We start from the raw sequence: 17,671 nt of genomic DNA, 5'->3' as shown, positions 1-17,671 counted from the left end.
CATGGCGTTGCCGATTTTGATTGGCAACGCCATTTTTTTACGTTATCTTTGCCGCCGTAATGGAAAAGTTTGTCGATGTCATATTGCCCCTCCCTCTACATAGCAGCTTTACGTACTCGTTGCCGGAAGACATAGCCGGGGATGTACAGATTGGCTGCCGGGTGGTAGTGCCTTTCGGGCGGAAGAAGTACTATACGGCCATTGTGCGGAACATACACTATTCTGCGCCGACCGAATATGAGGTGAAGGAGGTGAGCGCCTTGCTGGATGCGCATCCTATCCTGCTGCCCGGGCAGTTTAAATTCTGGGAATGGCTGGCGGACTATTATCTCTGTACGCAGGGCGATGTCTATAAGGCAGCCCTTCCTTCCGGCCTGAAACTGGAGAGCGAAACAATCGTGGAGTACAATCCCGACTTCGAATCGGCGGTGCAACTGCCAGAAAGGGAACGGAAAATACTGGACTTGCTCTCTGCAGAGCCGGAACAATGCGTGACGAAACTGGAGAAAGAGAGCGGAGTCAAGAATATCTTGTCCGTGATAAAATCCCTGCTCGACAAAGAGGCTATTTTCGTAAAAGAAGAATTGAAACGCACTTATAAGCCCAAGACGGAAACCCGTGTGCGGCTTACGGAGGCGGCAGGCAATGAACGCCGCCTGCACTTCTTCTTCGATGAACTGCAACGCCGTGCTCCCAAGCAACTGGACTTGTTGATGAAGTACATAGAACTTTCCGGCTGCCTGGGAAAGACGCCGAAGGAGGTCGTGAAGAAAGAACTGTTGCAGCGGGCGTCCGCTACCCCTGCCGTGTTCAACAGGCTGGTGGAACGGGGCGTCTTTGAGGTTTACCAGCAGGAAATCGGCAGGCTGAATACCGCTTCTGCCGGAGAAACGCTCCCTTTGAATCCCTTGAACGAACATCAGCAGCGGGCATACGACGGAATTGTAGAAAGTTTCCGTGATAAAAACGTCTGTTTGCTGCATGGGGTCACCTCCAGCGGAAAGACGGAGATTTATATTCATCTGATAGAAGAAGCAGTACGGCAGGGAAAGCAGGTGTTGTACCTGCTGCCGGAGATAGCTCTGACTACGCAAATCACCGAACGCCTGCAACGGGTATTCGGTTCGCGCCTCGGTATTTATCATTCCAAGTTTCCAGATGCCGAGCGGGTGGAAATCTGGCAGAAGCAACTTTCGGACAGCGGATATGACATCATCCTGGGGGTACGCTCTTCTGTATTCCTGCCTTTCCGTAACCTGGGGCTGATTATCGTAGACGAGGAACATGAAAATACCTATAAACAACAGGAGCCTGCTCCCCGCTATCATGCACGTAATGCCGCCATTGTCCTGGCTGCGTTGTATGGTGCCAAGACCCTGCTGGGCACGGCGACGCCGTCCATAGAAACCTGGTACAACGCCACTTCGGGCAAGTACGGGCTGGTGGAACTGAAAGAAAGATACAAAGAGATACAGTTGCCGGAGATTATTCCGGTAGACATCAAGGAGTTGCAGCGCAAGAAGCGGATGAACGGCACGTTCTCTCCCTTGCTGTTGCAGTATATCCGCGAAGCGTTGGAGCAGAAAGAGCAGGTTATCTTGTTCCAGAACCGCCGGGGGTTCGCTCCGATGATAGAGTGTCATACGTGCGGGTGGGTTCCCAAGTGCAAGAACTGCGACGTCAGCCTGACATACCACAAAGGGCTTAACCAGTTGACGTGCCACTATTGCGGATACACTTATCAACTGCCCCGGAGTTGCCCGGCTTGCGAAGGGACGGACTTGCGCAATCGCGGTTTCGGCACGGAAAAGATAGAGGACGATATCAAACTCCTGTTTCCCGAGGCGGCTGTTGCCCGTATGGATTTGGACACTACCCGCACACGTGCTGCCTATGAACGTATCATTGCAGACTTTGAGCGGGGAAAGACGGATATTCTTATCGGCACGCAAATGGTTTCCAAGGGACTGGATTTCGACCATGTGAGTGTGGTGGGAATTCTCAATGCCGATACGATGCTGAATTATCCGGATTTCCGCGCCTATGAGCGTGCCTTCCAACTTATGGCACAAGTGGCGGGACGTGCAGGCCGGAAGAACCGCCGGGGCAGGGTAGTGCTGCAAACCAAGAGCATCGACCACCCTATTATCCCCCAGGTAATTGCCAACGACTATGAAGGCATGGTGGACGGGCAGCTTGCCGAGCGGCAGATGTTCCACTATCCTCCCTATTATCGCCTGGTGTACGTGTACCTGAAGAACCGTAACGAATCCTTGCTCGATTTAATGGCGCAGGCTATGGCGGGCAAGTTGCGTGCCGTCTTCGGCAACCGGGTACTGGGGCCGGACAAACCGCCAGTGGCGCGTGTGCAGACTTTATTCATCCGTAAAATCGTGGTGAAGATTGAGACGAAAGCCCCTATGGCGCGTGTCCGTGAACTGTTGTTGCAGATACAGAAGGAAATGGTTATGGAAGACCGCTTCAAGTCGCTGATAGTGTATTATGATGTAGACCCGATGTGATACGTCGGGATTTAAAGATTGAAAACCGCTTAACCCGTATTCAGCATGAAAGATAAGAAAAAAATTTTGTTTGTCTGCCTCGGTAATATCTGCCGCTCTTCTTCGGCGGAAGGAGTGATGAGGCATTTGGTAGAACAGGCCGGACGCGAGGATGAGTTCGTCATCGATTCGGCAGGTATTCTGTCCTATCACCAGGGAGAACTGCCCGACAGCAGGATGCGCGCCCATGCCGCCCGCCGCGGTTACGACCTGACGCACCGTTCGCGCCCGGTATGCACGGACGACTTCTATAAATTCGACATGATTATCGGAATGGACGACCGTAATATCGACGATTTGAAAGACCGTGCCCCTTCTGTCGCAGAATGGAAAAAGATACACCGTATGACGGAATACTGCACGAAGTTCACCCATGCCGACCATGTTCCCGACCCTTATTATGGCGGTTCCGAAGGGTTTGAATATGTACTCGATATATTGGAGGATGCCTGCGCCGGGTTGCTTGAAGCAGTTGGCTAACAACCGTTCTCCCCTAATATTTCCCGTCCTGGTAAAAACGCTTGTTGTCGTTGAGGCTGCACATTGCGTCTACTCCGGCCTGTTGCAGCCGCCCGGCGATTTCGTTCAGCTTTTTCCTTGAAACCCTGCCGATGTAGAAAAGACGGTAACGGTAGTCCTTGTCGAGCAGTTCCATGACATGCGTGAATGCCTGCTCACGGGCGAAGTCGAAGTTCACTTTCCGCAAATCCGCATAAGGATAGCGGATTGTCCTGCCTACGCTGTGTACGGTGAGCGCCTCGTTGTCCAGCTCCAGGTAACAGAACCGTGTCATGAGCATGCAGATAAAGAAAAGACTCAGGCCGAACGACAGGATAGCCGGGATAAATCCCCACCATACATCGCTGCTGATAGCATAGTACCCCAGTATCAGGAACATGAAGAACAGTATGAAGAACCAGAACATATACAGCGAGGGACGCCGGTAGGTTTCTGCCGGCAGGGTGTCCGCACTTCGTTCCCGCGGTACATAGTTGGCGAAAGATATACCCTGGGATACCAGGAAGCGGACGAGCGACGACGGATGCCTGAAAGGAGGCAAATACAGCACTTTGTCCTGTTTCTCTTTCAGATGAAAGACGAATATCCCCGGGCCGTATTCGCCTTTTTCTGCCGGGGTGTCTTTGTGCGATGTACGGCGATACCGTTCCATGAAACTGAAACTTTCAATCCGGTGCAACTGAACCCGTTGGCTTTGCAACAGGTTTTCTGCTCTTTGTCGTTCTTTGGCGCTTACTTCCATAGGTTTATTTTTTAAGTTCCGGATAACTGATGCGGGTATGGTAAATCGTTTTCAGCTTTTCTTTGAATACGGCTTTTACCGTTGCTATATCCTTGAAGGTAATGGGGCATTCTTTGAAATAGCCCTCTTCTACCTGCGAGTCGATAATCTTGTCTACCAGGTTGCTGATACTCTCCTCCGTATATTCGGGCAGGCTGCGCGATGCCGCTTCTACGGAGTCCGCCATCATCAGGATAGCCTGCTCTTTGGTAAACGGATTGGGACCGGGATATGTAAATAGCTCGTCGTCGGGCTCCTCACCGGGGTGCTCGTTCTTCCATGATATATAGAAATATTTCGTCTTTCCGCGCCCGTGGTGGGTGGTGATGAAATCTTTGATTACTTTAGGCAGGTTATTCTTCTCCGCCAGTTTCAGGCCGTCCGTTACGTGGCTGATAACGACCTGTGCACTCTGCTCGTAGTTGAGGTTCTTGTGCGGATTGACGCCGCCCGACTGGTTCTCGGTAAAGAATACCGGGTTCTCCATTTTACCGATGTCATGGTATAAAGCCCCCGTACGCACCAACTGGCTCTTTGCGCCGATGCGGTTGGCGGCTTCGGCGGCAAGGTTGGCTACCTGCATGGAGTGCTGGAACGTACCCGGTACGGTTTCCGACATGCGTCGCAGCAAGTTATTGTTGATGTTGGACAATTCTACCAGTGTAACGTTCGACGTAAAGCCGAAAGTCTTTTCTACCAGGAAAAGCAGCGGGTAGGTAAAGAGCAGCAGCACGCCGTTTATCACGAAGTAGGTGTACATGCTGCCGTTCAGCTTCGACAGGTCGTTCTCCGTAATCAGCTCGAAAGCGAAGTACACGGCCGCATAAGTCAGGATTACTAAAATGGCGGTACGGAACAGTTGCGAGCGCTGCGACAGTTCGCGCAAGCTGAATATTGCAGCCAGCCCCGCCGTGAGTTGCAACAGGATGAACTCGTGCGGGTAGCGCAGGCAGATAGAGCAAATAAGTATCGTGACGACTTGGGTGAGGAAAGCCGTCCGCGAGTCCAGGAACACGCGGATAATGACGGGCAGCATGGCATAAGGGATGATGTAAACGTTGAATATGTTGTTTGCCACCATGACCGCCGTTACCACACAGTAAAACATGATAAGGGCGAAAAGCAGCGAAAGGCTGCCCTTGCGGTTATAGTACTCCTTGCGGAAAAGGTCGAGGTAGAGCATGAAGCAGAGCATGAAGATACTGACGTACAATACCTGCCCTGCCAGCATCAGCCGTTTCTGCCCGATAGACTCGCTGCGCTGGATAGACTCTTTGCGCAGGCTCTCGAGGATATTGTATGTCTCCTGGTCTACTATCTCGCCGCGGTCGATGATTTTCTGCCCGCTCAGCACGATACCGTTTGCCCACGAGTAGTTGTCGAGAGCCTCTTTCATGGCAGTTTCCGTCCGCTGGGCGTCGTAGGTAAGGTTGGGAGAGAGATATTCGTTGAGGGAGCACTGCCGGAGTATGTTCGGCTGGTAGTGTGCGGTGTCGGCCGTAAGCAGATAGGCGTATGCCTGCTTTACGGAATAGAGCTTGCCGACGCTCTGCTGGTTGGCGAGTTTGTCGTTTATCACCATGATAGCGGCCGTGCTGTCCTTGCGCAGCCGGGCAAGCGCCTCGGTAGAGAGGATACCCGCCCGGTATACCTCGGAGAGTATTTTTTCAATGTGGCGGACGTAGTCGGTAGAAGGCAAGACACCCCGCAGATGCGCCTGGTAATCATCTTTCAGCTTCTTGATAGCCTGCTTCTCCGCACTCTTGTCCAGTTGGAAATAGGGTTGGAAAGAGGCGAGGATACTATCCTGCTCTTTTTTTACGACCCGGTCGTCTTTGTAGATAGGAAAGTCGAAAGTCGCCATTAGCTGCCCGTACTTCCAGGGTTTGTCGATGTCGAACTGGTAGTTGAACTTACCGTCCCTCGGCAGGAAGTAAACGATGATGCCGACGGTTCCTATGAAAATGAGTGCCTTATATATCAAATCCCTGAACGAGAACTTTTTGTTTTTCTCCTTGAAATAGCTCATATCGGTTGAAATTTTTGCGAAAAGTACAAAAAAAAACAATAGTATGGAAAAAAAGGTTTAATTTTGCCGTCTAATTTATTCATAAGTAAGATAGATTATGACAGAAAGAAAAGTCAGAGTCCGTTTTGCCCCGAGTCCTACGGGGGCGTTGCACATCGGCGGTGTGCGTACTGCATTATATAATTATCTCTTTGCCCGCCAACATGGGGGGGATTTGATTTTCCGCATTGAAGATACTGATTCTAACCGGTTTGTGCCGGGAGCGGAAGAATACATACTGGAATCTTTCAAGTGGCTGGGCATTCCTTTCGACGAAGGGGTGAGTTTCGGCGGAGAGCATGGCCCGTACCGCCAGTCCGAACGCCGTGAAATATACAAGAAGTATGTGCAGGTGCTGCTGGATGCCGGTAAAGCCTATATCGCTTTCGATACCCCGGAAGAGCTGGACGCCAAGCGTGCGGAGATTGCCAATTTCCAGTACGATGCCTCTACGCGTATGCAGATGCGTAACTCGCTGACCCTTCCCAAAGAAGAGGTGGATGCGTTGATTGCCGAGGGCAGGCAGTATGTAGTCCGCTTCAAGATAGAGCCGGACGAAGATGTGCATGTAAACGACCTGATTCGTGGCGAAGTAGTGATAAACTCGTCTATTCTCGACGATAAGGTACTTTATAAATCGGCGGACGAACTGCCCACCTACCACCTGGCAAATATCGTGGACGACCATTTAATGGAAGTTTCCCACGTTATCCGCGGCGAGGAATGGTTGCCTTCCGCTCCGTTGCATGTACTGCTGTACCGCGCTTTCGGTTGGGAAGATACGATGCCGGCCTTCGCACACCTGCCGTTGTTGCTGAAACCCGAAGGCAACGGCAAGCTCAGTAAGCGCGACGGCGACCGTCTCGGTTTCCCGGTGTTTCCGCTGGAATGGCACGACCCCAAGACGGGCGAGGTTTCTTCCGGTTATCGCGAATCGGGGTATCTGCCCGAAGCCGTTATCAACTTCCTTGCCTTGCTGGGCTGGAATCCGGGCAACGACCAGGAGCTGATGTCCATGGACGAGCTTATAAAACTGTTCAACCTGAGCCATTGCAGTAAGTCGGGTGCTAAGTTCGACTATAAGAAAGGTGTATGGTTCAATCACGAATATATCCTGCAAAAATCGGACGGGGAGCTTGCAAAGCTTTTCAAACCCGTGTTGAGGGAGAATGGCATCGACCCGGACGCATATAGCGACGCATTCCTTACTGCGGCGGTTTCGTTGGTGAAGGGACGCGTCAATTTCGTAAAGGAGCTGTGGGAGCAGGCACGTTTCTTCTTCGTCGCCCCCCTCCGGTATGCCGAGAAAGACGTGAAGAAGCGCTGGTCGGAAGATACCCCGCGCATCATGACAGAGCTGATAGAGGTACTCCGCGGCATAGAAGATTTCTCGTCGAAACCGTCCGAGGATATAGTAATCGGCTGGATTGCGGAGAAAGGATACCATATGGGCAATGTGATGAATGCTTTCCGCCTGGCGGTGGTGGGCGAGTGCAAAGGCCCGCATATGTTCGATATTACCGCATTGCTGGGCAAGGAAGAAACGCTGGCCCGCATACAGCGCGCCATAGATGTCCTGAAATAAGTTGAGCCGGAGAAAAGTATGCTTTATAATTTAGCGATAATAATTTACGATATTGTGGTGCATCTGGCTGCCCCCTTCAGCCGTAAACCGCGTAAGATGATGAAAGGACACTGGGTAGTGTACGAGCTGCTCCGGCAACAGTTGGAGAAGGATGTACGCTATATCTGGTTTCATGCGGCGTCTTTGGGCGAGTTTGAGCAGGGACGGCCGCTGATAGAGAAAATCCGTGCCAAATATCCCGATTATCGTATTTTGCTTACATTCTTTTCGCCGTCGGGCTACGAGGTGCGTAAGAATTACCGGGGGGCGGATATCGTGTGCTACCTGCCTTTCGACAAGCCGCGCAACGTGAAGAAATTCCTCGATTTGGTAAATCCCTGCATGGCGTTCTTCATCAAGTACGAATTTTGGAAGAATTACCTGGACGAGCTGCACAAACGCCGTATCCCCGTTTATAGCGTATCTTCCATTTTCCGCCGCGGGCAGGTTTTCTTTAAATGGTACGGCGGTACGTACAGGAACGTGCTGCGCAACTTCGACCATATATTTGTGCAGAATGAGCGTTCCAAGCGGTATCTGTCGAAAATCGGCATCAACCGGGTAACCGTGGTGGGCGATACGCGCTTCGACCGTGTGCTCCAAATCAGGGAAGAGGCGAAAGACCTGCCTTTGGTGGAACTGTTCAAGAACGGCACTACGACCTTTGTTGCCGGAAGCTCCTGGCAACCCGACGAAGATTTGTTTATCGAATACTTCAACCGGCATCCCGAGGTAAAGCTGATAATTGCCCCGCACGTAATCGACGAAAACCATTTGGTGGAGATTATCCGCAAGTTGAAGCGCCCGTATGTGCGCTACACCCGTGCCGACGAAAAGAATGTCCGCAAGGCGGATTGCCTGATTATAGACTGTTTCGGTCTGCTTTCCTCTATCTACCGCTATGGGGAGATTGCCTATGTAGGCGGTGGATTCGGGGTAGGAATTCATAATACGCTGGAAGCTGCCGTATATGGCATTCCCGTAATCTTCGGTCCGAAATACCAAAAATTCCAGGAGGCTATCCAGCTCTTGGAGGCGAAAGGCGGTTTCTCTATCAAAAGCTACGAGGAGCTGAAAGCATTGCTCGACTGTATGCTGGAAGATGAGGCCTTCTTGCACGAGGCGGGAGCGAATGCCGGTTTTTATGTTACCAGCCATGCGGGGGCAACGGATAAGGTGTTGGGGATGATAAATTTTTGACTCCTGCCTTTACTCCCTTTTTCATGCTTCGGAACAGTATAGTAAATCTTTGAGGACGATTTACTAAAACTCCGCCGACGATTTACTAAATCGTCGGCGGAGTTTTAGTAAACGGCTGAACCGCGTTATTCCTTATACCAATCGGAGTACATCAGGTAGTTGTGCGCAATCTTCTGGTTCAGTTCCTTGGCCTGTTCCGGATTTACCTTCTTGATGAATTTGGCAGGTACGCCGCCCCAGATGCTTCCCGGTTCTATCACCGTATTGCTGAGTACCAGCGAACCGGCGGCAACGATAGCGCCTTCGCCCACTACGGCATGGTCCAGAATGGTGGAGCCCATTCCTACGAGTGCATAATCCTTGATTGTGGCGCCGTGAATGGTTACGTTATGCCCCACGGATACATGGTCTCCTATTTCGATTGTGGATTTCTCGTATAAGGTGTGCAGCACGCTCCCGTCCTGGATGTTTACTCCGTCCCCGATGCGGATAGAGTTCACATCCCCGCGTAATACGGTACTGAACCAGATACTACAGTCCCGTCCCATTTTTACATCTCCGATGACAACTGCGTTGTCTGCCAGGAAACAGTTTTCTCCGATTTCAGGAGTGAATCCTCTTACTGATTTTATTAATGCCATTTCGTTTTGCGGTTAATGATTACTAAATTGCTTTGCATGCCTCTTTCAGCCATTCTTTCTCGTCGTTGTCCAGGTACGGCGACAGTTTTTCATATACCGTACGGTGGTATTCGTTCAGCCACCCGGTTTCTTCTGCTGTCAGCATCTCTTTGATAATGCCTTTCCGGCAGATAGGGCAAAGGGTCAGCGTCTCGAACTTCAGGTAATTGCCGAACATCCCTTCGCCTGCGGCAATGGTCAGCATCAGGTTTTCGGTACGTATACCGTGGCTGCCGGCTTTGTAGACTCCCGGTTCGTTGGAGGTAACCATGCCCGGCTGCAAGGCAATGGGATTCTCGTTCATGCGGATGCTTTGCGGCCCTTCGTGTACATTGAGGAAATGCCCTACTCCGTGCCCGGTTCCGTGCAGGTAGTTCATGTGCCGTTTCCATATCGGCATGCGTGCCAGTACGTCCAGTTGCGCTCCGCGGGTTCCTTCGGGAAATACGGCGGTTGCCAGGGCGATGTGTCCTTTCAGGATGAGCGTGTAATCCGTCTTTTCTTCTTCCGTCAGATTACCGAGGGCGATAGTGCGGGTTATGTCGGTCGTTCCGTCCAGGTATTGCGCACCGGAGTCCAGCAGCAGGAAGCCTTCCGGCTTCAATGCCGCATCCGTTTCGGGGGTAGCCTCGTAGTGCACAATGGCTCCGTGTGCCTTGTAGCCGGCAATCGTATCGAAACTTTCTCCCATGTAGAGCGGCTGTTCGGCACGGAATGCGTGCAGTTTCCTGTCTATGCTGATTTCCGTTTCCCTGCCGGCGGGTACTGCTTCTTCCAGCCATTTCAGGAATTTGACCAGTGCTACGCCGTCTCTCTGCATGGCGGCATGAAGCCCCGCTATCTCCTGTTCGTTCCGGACGGCTTTCAGCAGAGTTACCGGCGAGGCGCCTTCTATTATCCGGCATCCGGGACGGATTGCCGAATAAATGGCGTAATTCGTTTTTGCAGGATTTACCAGGATGTTTCGGGAGGTAAGGTTGCGGAGGTAATCTTCTATTTCTTCATATGCGTGCACCGAGATGTCGTTGGCGTTGAGGTAGGAAGCCAGCCCGGCTGTGACTTTCCGGGGTTGGATAAAATAGTGTACTCCCTGTTTTTCGACCAGCAGGTAGCTCACCGCAACCGGGTTGCAATGCACATCGTTTCCCCGGATGTTGAGTAGCCATGCTATCTCGTCCAGCGCCGGCAGCAATAGGGCTTCCGCACCTGCCGCTTTCATTTCTTTCCGGACGGCAGCCAGCTTTTCTGCGAAACTCTTGCCGGCATACTTCGTGTCGTAAACGTATGCCGGTTCCGACGGCATTGCAGGGCGGTCGCTCCATAGCAGTTGCATGGGGTCGGCAATACTTTTAACATGAATGCGGCTTTTGTCCAGCTCTTTCTGCAGGTGTTCCACTGCTGCGGCAGAGAACATTTTGCCGTCTATGCCCACGGTGTCGCCTTCCTGCAAACGCGAGTTCAGGAAGGCCGGGATGTCCGGCGTTCCGGGTAACATTTCCTTGTATAATACGATGTCTGTACCTTCTATCTGCCGGGCTGCCTGCAGGAAGTAGCGGGAGTCTGTCCATAAACCGGCTTCTCCGGCCGTAACGACTACCGTGCCGGCTGAACCGGTGAAGCCTGAAATCCATTCCCGCGACTGCCAGTGGGAGGCCACATATTCGCTCAGGTGCGGGTCGGTACTGGGGATGATGAATGCCTGTATGTCCTTTGAGGCGATGTACGCCCGTAGGGCGGCAATACGTTCGTTTATTGTAGGGTTCATACTGTATAAGGTATTGGTAAGCGCTTTCAAAGATACTTACTTTACTTCGATTATGGAGTAAATTTTGCTGTTTTATCCGTACGGGTATGGCAAAACTTTTGCTTCGTACGGACGGTTTCTATAACTGCCGGCAGGAAGAACGGGAGTTTTGTGCCTGAATAATAGATTTTTTTGCCGAAAGTTTTGTGAATAAAGAAAGTATGTGTAATTTTGCCGCTCAATTTGAACGTGAGATTTTATAAACCATTAAAATTCTAAAAACAAAAAAATGATTGTAGTACCTGTAAAAGAAGGCGAAAACATTGAGAAAGCGCTGAAGAAATTTAAAAGAAAATTCGAAAAGACTGGTATCGTTAAAGAGTTGAGAAGCAGACAGCAGTTCGACAAACCGTCTGTGATTAAAAGACTTAAGAAAGAGCGTGCAGTTTACGTTCAGCAACTTCAGCAAGTAGAAGATTAATAATTCGTAAATTCCTTTGAATTATTGGATTCTTTTTCATACATTCGTTGCATGATTTAGATGCGACGATATGCTGTTGACAGATTCTTTTCTCGACTATCTCTTGTATGAGCGGAATTATTCCGAAGGTACTGTGAAATACTACCGGGCGGATATTCTCGAGTTGCAGGAATTCGGTGAGGAGCTGTTGGGAGATTTGACTCCGTCGGATGTGGATGCGGAACTTGTCCGTGAATGGATAGCTTCCTTAATGGACAGGGGGTGTGCCTCCAGTACGATAAATCGAAAGTTGAGTTCTATCCGGACTTATTATAAGTACCTTTTACGGAGAGGAGAGGTGGCTACAGACCCGTTGCAGAAGGTAACGGGACCGAAGAAAAAGAAACCGCTTCCGGTTTTTCTCAGGGAAGGTGAGGTGAATAGGCTGCTGGATGATATAGACTTCGGAGAGGGGTTCGAAGGGTGTCGCGACCGTATGATTATCGAAATGTTCTATGCGACCGGCATGCGGCTTTCGGAATTGATAGGGTTGGATGATGAGGATATTGATTTTTCGGCTTCCCTCATTAAAGTGACAGGAAAGCGGAACAAACAACGTCTGATACCTTTCGACGAGGAGTTAAGGTGTTCCATACAAGAGTATGTCAAGGTGCGGAACGAGGCGTTTCCGGTACGGTCGGATGCATTTTTCATCCGAAAGAACGGAGAGAGGCTTAACCGCGGTATCGTAGCATATATTGTGAAACGAAACCTTTCGAAGGTAGTAACTGTAAAAAAAAGGAGTCCCCATGTCTTGAGGCATACCTTTGCAACGGCTATGCTGAATAACGGTGCGGATTTGGGCTCGATAAAAGAGCTGCTCGGACACGAAAGCCTGGCGACTACGGAAGTTTATACGCATACTACTTTTGAGGAGCTTAAAAAAGTGTATAATCAGGCTCACCCTCGGGCCTAAAGAAAAGGAGGTCAGTATGATAGTTAGAATTCAATCGATTCACTTTGATGCGTCAGAGCAGTTGCAGGCTTTTATTCAGAAAAAAGCTGCCAAGTTGGAGAAATTTTACGACGATATAGAGAAAGTAGAGGTGTCATTAAAGGTAGTTAAACCGGAGACAGCCGAAAATAAAGAAGCCGGAGTGAAGGTGCTCGTTCCCAACAACGAGTTTTATGCAAACAAAGTTTGCGATACCTTTGAAGAGGCGGTAGACCTTTGTTTGGAGGCGTTGGAAAAACAGCTGGTTAAGTACAAGGAAAAACAACGGAGCAAATAAATTTCCGCTAAAATTTTGCGGGTAAAAAATAAATGCCTAAATTTGCAGCCGTTTCGCTCGCGATAGAACGTTACGGTTGCATTTTTTAAGCTTGCCTCTTTAGCTCAGTTGGCCAGAGCACGTGATTTGTAATCTCGGGGTCGTTGGTTCGAATCCGACAAGAGGCTCGAAAGAAAGCGAAATGCCTCGGAAAATAAGTTTTCGCAGGAATTTCAACGAGGGAGGGAAAGAATTTTATTATATCGGGCAAATACCAGAGTGGCCAAATGGGGCAGACTGTAAATCTGCTGGCTTACGCCTTCGGTGGTTCGAATCCATCTTTGCCCACATTCCGATTTTTCCCTGCTGTTATAGCTCAGCGGTAGAGCACTTCCTTGGTAAGGAAGAGGTCCCGGGTTCAAGTCCCGGTAACAGCTCATAAAGATGTAAAAGCTGATTATTAATCAAATAAATAACAAGTAAAGCTATGGCTAAAGAGAAATTCGAACGTACCAAACCGCACGTAAACATTGGTACAATTGGTCACGTTGACCACGGTAAAACCACGTTGACAGCTGCTATCACTACCGTGTTGGCAAAGAAGGGTCTTTCTGAAATGAAATCTTTCGACCAGATTGACAACGCTCCCGAAGAAAAGGAAAGAGGTATTACTATCAATACTTCACACGTTGAGTATGAAACTGCTAACCGTCACTACGCTCACGTAGACTGTCCGGGTCACGCCGACTACGTTAAGAACATGGTAACGGGTGCTGCCCAGATGGACGGTGCTATCATCGTAGTTGCTGCAACCGACGGTCCGATGCCTCAGACTCGCGAGCACATCCTGCTGGCTCGTCAGGTAAACGTTCCCAGACTGGTTGTATTTATGAACAAGTGCGATATGGTAGACGACCCTGAAATGTTGGAACTCGTTGAAATGGAAATGCGTGAACTGCTTTCAGCTTACGAATTCGATGGCGACAACACTCCTTTCATTCAAGGTTCTGCTCTTGGCGCATTGAACGGTGTTGAAAAATGGGAAAATAAGGTTATGGAGCTGATGGATGCTTGCGATACTTGGATTCCGTTGCCTCCGCGCGATATCGACAAACCGTTCCTGATGCCGGTTGAAGACGTATTCTCAATCACTGGTCGTGGTACTGTTGCTACTGGTCGTATCGAAGCCGGTGTTATCCATGTAGGCGACGAAGTTGAAATCCTCGGTTTGGGTGAAGACAAGAAGTCCGTTGTAACCGGCGTTGAAATGTTCCGTAAACTGTTAGACCAGGGCGAAGCTGGTGACAACGTAGGTTTGCTGCTCCGCGGTATCGACAAGAACGAAATCAAACGCGGTATGGTTCTTTGTAAGCCGGGTCAGATTAAGCCTCACTCTAAATTCAAGGCTTCTATCTATGTCTTGAAGAAAGAAGAAGGTGGCCGTCACACTCCGTTCCACAACAAATACCGTCCTCAGTTCTATCTGCGTACTATGGACTGTACAGGTGAAATCACTCTTCCGGAAGGAACTGAAATGGTAATGCCTGGCGATAACGTAGAAATCACTGTAGAACTGATTTACCCGGTAGCATTGAACGTAGGTCTGCGTTTCGCTATCCGTGAAGGCGGTCGTACAGTAGGTTCTGGTCAGATTACTGAAATCATCGACTAATAACCATATCTTAATCAGTTCCCAGTAGTTATTACCGGGAACTGATTATGTTCACACGGGAGTAGCTCAGTTGGTAGAGCACCGGTCTCCAAAACCGGGTGTCGGGAGTTCGAGCCTCTCCTCCCGTGCTAATATTTTTAAAATGAAGAAGATAGTAGCTTATTTTAAAGAAACTTACGACGAACTTGTTCATAAAGTGTCGTGGCCTACGTATTCTGAACTTACTAGCAGTGCAGTAGTTGTTTTATATGCTTCCCTGCTTATTGCGCTGGTAGTATTTGCGATGGACTTCTGTTTCCAACATTTAATGGAATTTGTTTATCCACATTAAAAAGAAGGAGAAATGTCTGAGATTGAAAAGAAATGGTACGTTCTGCGTGCTATTAGCGGAAAAGAAGCTAAGGTAAAGGAGTACCTTGAAGCTGATATTAAAAACAGCGACCTTGGTGATTATGTATCTCAGGTATTGATTCCTACCGAAAAGGTATATCAGGTTCGCAATGGTAAAAAGATTGTGAAAGAGAGAAGTTATCTCCCTGGTTACGTTTTGGTGGAGGCTGCTCTGGTGGGTGAGGTTGCTCATCATCTGAGAAATACTCCTAATGTGATAGGATTCTTGGGTGGGTCGGAAAAGCCTGTTCCTCTGAGACAGTCGGAAGTGAATCGCATACTTGGTACAGTGGACGAATTGCAGGATGCCGGTGAAGAACTGAACATCCCGTATGTAGTCGGTGAAACTGTGAAAGTGAATTACGGTCCGTTCAGCGGATTCAGTGGAATCATCGAAGAGGTGAACACCGAGAAGAAGAAACTGAAGGTCATGGTAAAGATATTCGGACGGAAAACTCCGCTCGAGTTGGGCTTTATGCAAGTAGAAAAAGAATAGTGCAGGTGTTACGCTGTGGTATTCTTTATTAATGTTTATATATAAATCAATTAAAAAATGGCTAAAGAAGTTGCTGGACTAATCAAATTACAGATTAAAGGAGGCGCGGCAAATCCATCACCTCCCGTTGGACCTGCTTTGGGTTCCAAGGGAATCAACATCATGGAGTTTTGCAAGCAATTCAACGCCAGAACCCAAGACAAAGCAGGAAAAATTCTTCCTGTGATTATCACTTACTACGCAGATAAGTCTTTCGATTTTGTAATCAAGACTCCTCCCGTTGCTATTCAATTGCTTGAAATAGCTAAGGTAAAGAGTGGTTCTGCTGAGCCTAACCGTAAGAAAGTTGCCGAGATTACTTGGGAACAGGTTCGTACGATTGCTCAGGACAAGATGGTTGACTTGAACTGTTTCACTGTGGAAGCTGCCATGAAAATGGTTGCCGGTACGGCTCGTAGTATGGGTATCGCTGTAAAAGGGGAGTTCCCGGTTAATAACTAATAAACTTCAATTAGAATGAGTAAACTGACAAAAAATCAAAAGTTGGCTGCAGAAAAAATTGAAGCAGGGAAAGCATACTCTCTCAAAGAAGCTGCTCAGCTGGTAAAGGAAATTACTTTTACCAAGTTCGATGCTTCTCTGGATATTGACGTACGTTTGGGCGTTGACCCGCGTAAAGCCAACCAGATGGTGAGAGGTGTCGTATCACTTCCTCACGGTACTGGTAAGGTAACACGCGTTTTGGTGCTTTGTACACCGGATGCTGAAGCTGCTGCAAAAGAAGCCGGAGCTGACTATGTTGGTCTTGACGAATATATTGAAAAGATCAAAGGTGGATGGACTGATATTGATGTAATCATCACTATGCCGTCTATCATGGGTAAGATTGGTGCACTCGGTCGTGTACTCGGTCCTCGTGGATTGATGCCGAACCCCAAGAGTGGCACTGTAACTATGGATGTTGCTAAAGCTGTAAAAGAAGTAAAACAAGGTAAAATCGACTTCAAGGTCGATAAGAGCGGTATCGTTCATACTTCTATCGGTAAAGTTTCATTTAGTGCTGACCAAATTCGCGACAATGCGAAAGAATTCATCTCTACTTTGAATAAATTGAAACCGACCGCAGCCAAGGGTACATATATCAAGAGTATTTATCTTTCTAGCACGATGAGTGCGGGTATCAAGATTGACCCGAAATCTGTAGAAGAAATCTAATAAAACGGAGTAATAATGAGAAAGGAAGATAAAAGTACGATTATTGAGCAGATTGCTGCTACAGTTAAGGAATACGGTCACTTCTACCTGGTTGATACTACTGCTATGAACGCTGCCGATACGAGCGCGTTGAGAGCTTTGTGTTACAAGGCCGACATCAAATTGATGGTGGTTAAGAATACATTGCTTCATAAGGCATTGGAAAGCCTGGAAGAGGATTATTCTCCGCTTTATGGTTGCTTGAAAGGTACGACGGCTGTAATGTTTTGCAACACGGCGAACGCACCTGCTAAACTGCTGAAAGATAAAGCTAAGAACGGTATTCCCGGATTGAAGGCTGCATATGCGGAAGAAAGCTTCTATGTTGGTGCTGACCAGTTGGATGCTCTCGTAAGTATCAAGAGTAAAAATGAAGTTATTGCTGAAATCGTTGCCTTGCTGCAATCGCCGGCCAAGAACGTTATTTCTGCTCTGCAATCAGGTGGTAACACCATTCACGGAGTTCTCAAGACTCTCGGTGAACGTCCCGAAGCGTAACTTCGGAAACAAAAAAACATCAATTTATTTAGTAATTAAACAATTAAATTCATACAAAAATGGCAGATTTGAAAGCTTTTGCAGAACAATTAGTTAACTTGACAGTAAAAGAAGTTAATGAACTTGCAACTATCCTGAAAGAAGAATACGGTATTGAACCTGCTGCTGCAGCTGTTGCTGTTGCTGCCGGTCCCGCAGCTGGTGGTGCTGCTGCCGCTGAAGAAAAAACTTCTTTCGATGTAGTATTGAAGAGCGCTGGCTCAGCTAAACTTCAAGTGGTTAAAGCCGTTAAGGAAGCTTGCGGTCTTGGTTTGAAGGAAGCTAAAGACATGGTAGACGGTGCTCCTAGCGTAGTAAAAGAAGGTTTGGCTAAAGACGAAGCAGAATCATTGAAGAAAACATTGGAAGAAGCTGGAGCTGAAGTTGAACTTAAATAACATTAGCCTGTAAATC

18 protein-coding genes and 4 tRNA genes are annotated in these 17,671 nt (G+C 48.8%); 18 read left to right on the top strand and 4 right to left on the bottom strand.

The window, feature by feature from the left end:
• Positions 1-59: 59 nt before the first annotated feature.
• Both priA and C233_RS0112495 read left to right on the top strand, forming a co-directional pair.
• Positions 60-2,522 (top strand): replication restart helicase PriA, encoded by a 2,463-nt coding sequence (priA, locus tag C233_RS0112500; RefSeq protein WP_018667910.1) that lies wholly within the window; start codon positions 60-62, stop codon positions 2,520-2,522.
• A gap of 45 nt (positions 2,523-2,567) precedes the next feature.
• On the top strand, positions 2,568-3,041 hold the full coding sequence (locus tag C233_RS0112495) for a low molecular weight protein-tyrosine-phosphatase (RefSeq protein WP_018667909.1): 474 nt from the start codon (positions 2,568-2,570) through the stop codon (positions 3,039-3,041).
• 13 nt (positions 3,042-3,054) lie between these two features.
• Here C233_RS0112495 and C233_RS0112490 read toward each other — a convergent pair whose 3' ends face one another.
• Both C233_RS0112490 and C233_RS0112485 read right to left on the bottom strand, forming a co-directional pair.
• On the bottom strand, positions 3,055-3,822 hold the full coding sequence (locus C233_RS0112490; RefSeq protein ID WP_018667908.1) for a hypothetical protein: 768 nt from the start codon (positions 3,820-3,822) through the stop codon (positions 3,055-3,057).
• Between the two features lie 4 nt (positions 3,823-3,826).
• On the bottom strand, positions 3,827-5,890 hold the full coding sequence (locus tag C233_RS0112485; protein WP_018667907.1) for an HD family phosphohydrolase: 2,064 nt from the start codon (positions 5,888-5,890) through the stop codon (positions 3,827-3,829).
• Between the two features lie 97 nt (positions 5,891-5,987).
• On the opposite strand from C233_RS0112485, the gene gltX reads away from it, so the two are divergent.
• On the top strand, positions 5,988-7,514 hold the full coding sequence (gene gltX, locus C233_RS0112480) for a glutamate--tRNA ligase (protein WP_018667906.1): 1,527 nt from the start codon (positions 5,988-5,990) through the stop codon (positions 7,512-7,514).
• An 18-nt stretch (positions 7,515-7,532) separates the two neighbouring features.
• Complete coding sequence (locus tag C233_RS0112475; protein ID WP_018667905.1) at positions 7,533-8,753, top strand: 3-deoxy-D-manno-octulosonic acid transferase; 1,221 nt, start codon at positions 7,533-7,535, stop codon at positions 8,751-8,753.
• Between the two features lie 125 nt (positions 8,754-8,878).
• On the opposite strand, the gene C233_RS0112470 is transcribed toward C233_RS0112475, so the two are convergent.
• Both C233_RS0112470 and C233_RS0112465 read right to left on the bottom strand, forming a co-directional pair.
• A complete protein-coding gene (locus tag C233_RS0112470; RefSeq protein WP_018667904.1) occupies positions 8,879-9,394 on the bottom strand; it encodes a gamma carbonic anhydrase family protein in 516 nt (171 codons plus the stop codon).
• A gap of 22 nt (positions 9,395-9,416) precedes the next feature.
• On the bottom strand, positions 9,417-11,198 hold the full coding sequence (locus tag C233_RS0112465; RefSeq protein WP_025068785.1) for an aminopeptidase P family protein: 1,782 nt from the start codon (positions 11,196-11,198) through the stop codon (positions 9,417-9,419).
• Positions 11,199-11,466: 268 nt separating this feature from the next.
• Between C233_RS0112465 and rpsU the strand changes: the two genes are divergently transcribed.
• From rpsU to rplL, 14 genes are all read left to right on the top strand, one after another.
• Positions 11,467-11,658 (top strand): 30S ribosomal protein S21, encoded by a 192-nt coding sequence (gene rpsU / locus C233_RS0112460; protein ID WP_018667902.1) that lies wholly within the window; start codon positions 11,467-11,469, stop codon positions 11,656-11,658.
• Between the two features lie 70 nt (positions 11,659-11,728).
• Positions 11,729-12,613: a site-specific tyrosine recombinase/integron integrase gene (gene xerA, locus C233_RS0112455; RefSeq protein ID WP_018667901.1), complete on the top strand. Its 885-nt coding sequence runs from the start codon at positions 11,729-11,731 to the stop codon at positions 12,611-12,613.
• A 16-nt stretch (positions 12,614-12,629) separates the two neighbouring features.
• Positions 12,630-12,929 carry a ribosome hibernation-promoting factor, HPF/YfiA family gene (gene hpf / locus C233_RS0112450; RefSeq protein ID WP_018667900.1) on the top strand — a complete coding sequence of 100 codons (300 nt, stop codon included), beginning with the start codon at positions 12,630-12,632 and terminating at the stop codon, positions 12,927-12,929.
• Positions 12,930-13,022: 93 nt separating this feature from the next.
• A tRNA-Thr gene (locus tag C233_RS0112445) sits at positions 13,023-13,096 on the top strand.
• Positions 13,097-13,173: 77 nt separating this feature from the next.
• A tRNA-Tyr gene (locus C233_RS0112440) sits at positions 13,174-13,256 on the top strand.
• Positions 13,257-13,273: 17 nt separating this feature from the next.
• Positions 13,274-13,345, top strand: a tRNA-Thr gene (locus C233_RS0112435).
• 50 nt (positions 13,346-13,395) lie between these two features.
• The gene (tuf, locus tag C233_RS0112430) at positions 13,396-14,580 is read left to right on the top strand and encodes an elongation factor Tu (RefSeq protein ID WP_018667899.1); all 1,185 of its coding nucleotides are present in this window, start codon (positions 13,396-13,398) and stop codon (positions 14,578-14,580) included.
• A gap of 55 nt (positions 14,581-14,635) precedes the next feature.
• A tRNA-Trp gene (locus tag C233_RS0112425) sits at positions 14,636-14,708 on the top strand.
• 14 nt (positions 14,709-14,722) lie between these two features.
• Positions 14,723-14,911 carry a preprotein translocase subunit SecE gene (secE, locus tag C233_RS23675; RefSeq protein WP_081626120.1) on the top strand — a complete coding sequence of 63 codons (189 nt, stop codon included), beginning with the start codon at positions 14,723-14,725 and terminating at the stop codon, positions 14,909-14,911.
• A gap of 12 nt (positions 14,912-14,923) precedes the next feature.
• A complete protein-coding gene (gene nusG / locus C233_RS0112420; RefSeq protein WP_004291287.1) occupies positions 14,924-15,466 on the top strand; it encodes a transcription termination/antitermination protein NusG in 543 nt (180 codons plus the stop codon).
• A 57-nt stretch (positions 15,467-15,523) separates the two neighbouring features.
• The gene (gene rplK / locus C233_RS0112415) at positions 15,524-15,967 is read left to right on the top strand and encodes a 50S ribosomal protein L11 (RefSeq protein WP_018667898.1); all 444 of its coding nucleotides are present in this window, start codon (positions 15,524-15,526) and stop codon (positions 15,965-15,967) included.
• Positions 15,968-15,982: 15 nt separating this feature from the next.
• Positions 15,983-16,681 (top strand): 50S ribosomal protein L1, encoded by a 699-nt coding sequence (gene rplA, locus C233_RS0112410; protein ID WP_005656564.1) that lies wholly within the window; start codon positions 15,983-15,985, stop codon positions 16,679-16,681.
• Positions 16,682-16,696: 15 nt separating this feature from the next.
• Positions 16,697-17,218: a 50S ribosomal protein L10 gene (gene rplJ / locus C233_RS0112405; protein WP_018667897.1), complete on the top strand. Its 522-nt coding sequence runs from the start codon at positions 16,697-16,699 to the stop codon at positions 17,216-17,218.
• Positions 17,219-17,277: 59 nt separating this feature from the next.
• On the top strand, positions 17,278-17,655 hold the full coding sequence (rplL, locus tag C233_RS0112400) for a 50S ribosomal protein L7/L12 (RefSeq protein WP_004291279.1): 378 nt from the start codon (positions 17,278-17,280) through the stop codon (positions 17,653-17,655).
• Positions 17,656-17,671 lie beyond the last annotated feature (16 nt).

Source organism: Bacteroides gallinarum DSM 18171 = JCM 13658 (genome assembly GCF_000374365.1).
GTDB classification, from domain to species: domain Bacteria; phylum Bacteroidota; class Bacteroidia; order Bacteroidales; family Bacteroidaceae; genus Bacteroides; species Bacteroides gallinarum.
Note: the sequence above shows the minus strand (reverse complement) of the source record. Positions and strands in the feature narration are given on the sequence as shown.

Bases quoted from the DNA above. Each gene is read 5' to 3' on its own strand.
- C233_RS0112475 (WP_018667905.1), top strand. From the start codon at position 7,533: ATGCTTTATAATTTAGCGATAATAATTTACGATATTGTGGTGCATCTG.
- rplL (WP_004291279.1), top strand. From the start codon at position 17,278: ATGGCAGATTTGAAAGCTTTTGCAGAACAATTAGTTAACTTGACAGTA.
- tuf (WP_018667899.1), top strand. From the start codon at position 13,396: ATGGCTAAAGAGAAATTCGAACGTACCAAACCGCACGTAAACATTGGT.
- secE (WP_081626120.1), top strand. From the start codon at position 14,723: ATGAAGAAGATAGTAGCTTATTTTAAAGAAACTTACGACGAACTTGTT.
- gltX (WP_018667906.1), top strand. From the start codon at position 5,988: ATGACAGAAAGAAAAGTCAGAGTCCGTTTTGCCCCGAGTCCTACGGGG.
- C233_RS0112495 (WP_018667909.1), top strand. From the start codon at position 2,568: ATGAAAGATAAGAAAAAAATTTTGTTTGTCTGCCTCGGTAATATCTGC.
- hpf (WP_018667900.1), top strand. From the start codon at position 12,630: ATGATAGTTAGAATTCAATCGATTCACTTTGATGCGTCAGAGCAGTTG.
- rpsU (WP_018667902.1), top strand. From the start codon at position 11,467: ATGATTGTAGTACCTGTAAAAGAAGGCGAAAACATTGAGAAAGCGCTG.
- nusG (WP_004291287.1), top strand. From the start codon at position 14,924: ATGTCTGAGATTGAAAAGAAATGGTACGTTCTGCGTGCTATTAGCGGA.
- C233_RS0112465 (WP_025068785.1), bottom strand. From the start codon at position 11,198: ATGAACCCTACAATAAACGAACGTATTGCCGCCCTACGGGCGTACATC.
- rplA (WP_005656564.1), top strand. From the start codon at position 15,983: ATGAGTAAACTGACAAAAAATCAAAAGTTGGCTGCAGAAAAAATTGAA.
- priA (WP_018667910.1), top strand. From the start codon at position 60: ATGGAAAAGTTTGTCGATGTCATATTGCCCCTCCCTCTACATAGCAGC.
- rplJ (WP_018667897.1), top strand. From the start codon at position 16,697: ATGAGAAAGGAAGATAAAAGTACGATTATTGAGCAGATTGCTGCTACA.
- C233_RS0112485 (WP_018667907.1), bottom strand. From the start codon at position 5,890: ATGAGCTATTTCAAGGAGAAAAACAAAAAGTTCTCGTTCAGGGATTTG.
- C233_RS0112490 (WP_018667908.1), bottom strand. From the start codon at position 3,822: ATGGAAGTAAGCGCCAAAGAACGACAAAGAGCAGAAAACCTGTTGCAA.
- C233_RS0112470 (WP_018667904.1), bottom strand. From the start codon at position 9,394: ATGGCATTAATAAAATCAGTAAGAGGATTCACTCCTGAAATCGGAGAA.
- rplK (WP_018667898.1), top strand. From the start codon at position 15,524: ATGGCTAAAGAAGTTGCTGGACTAATCAAATTACAGATTAAAGGAGGC.
- xerA (WP_018667901.1), top strand. From the start codon at position 11,729: ATGCTGTTGACAGATTCTTTTCTCGACTATCTCTTGTATGAGCGGAAT.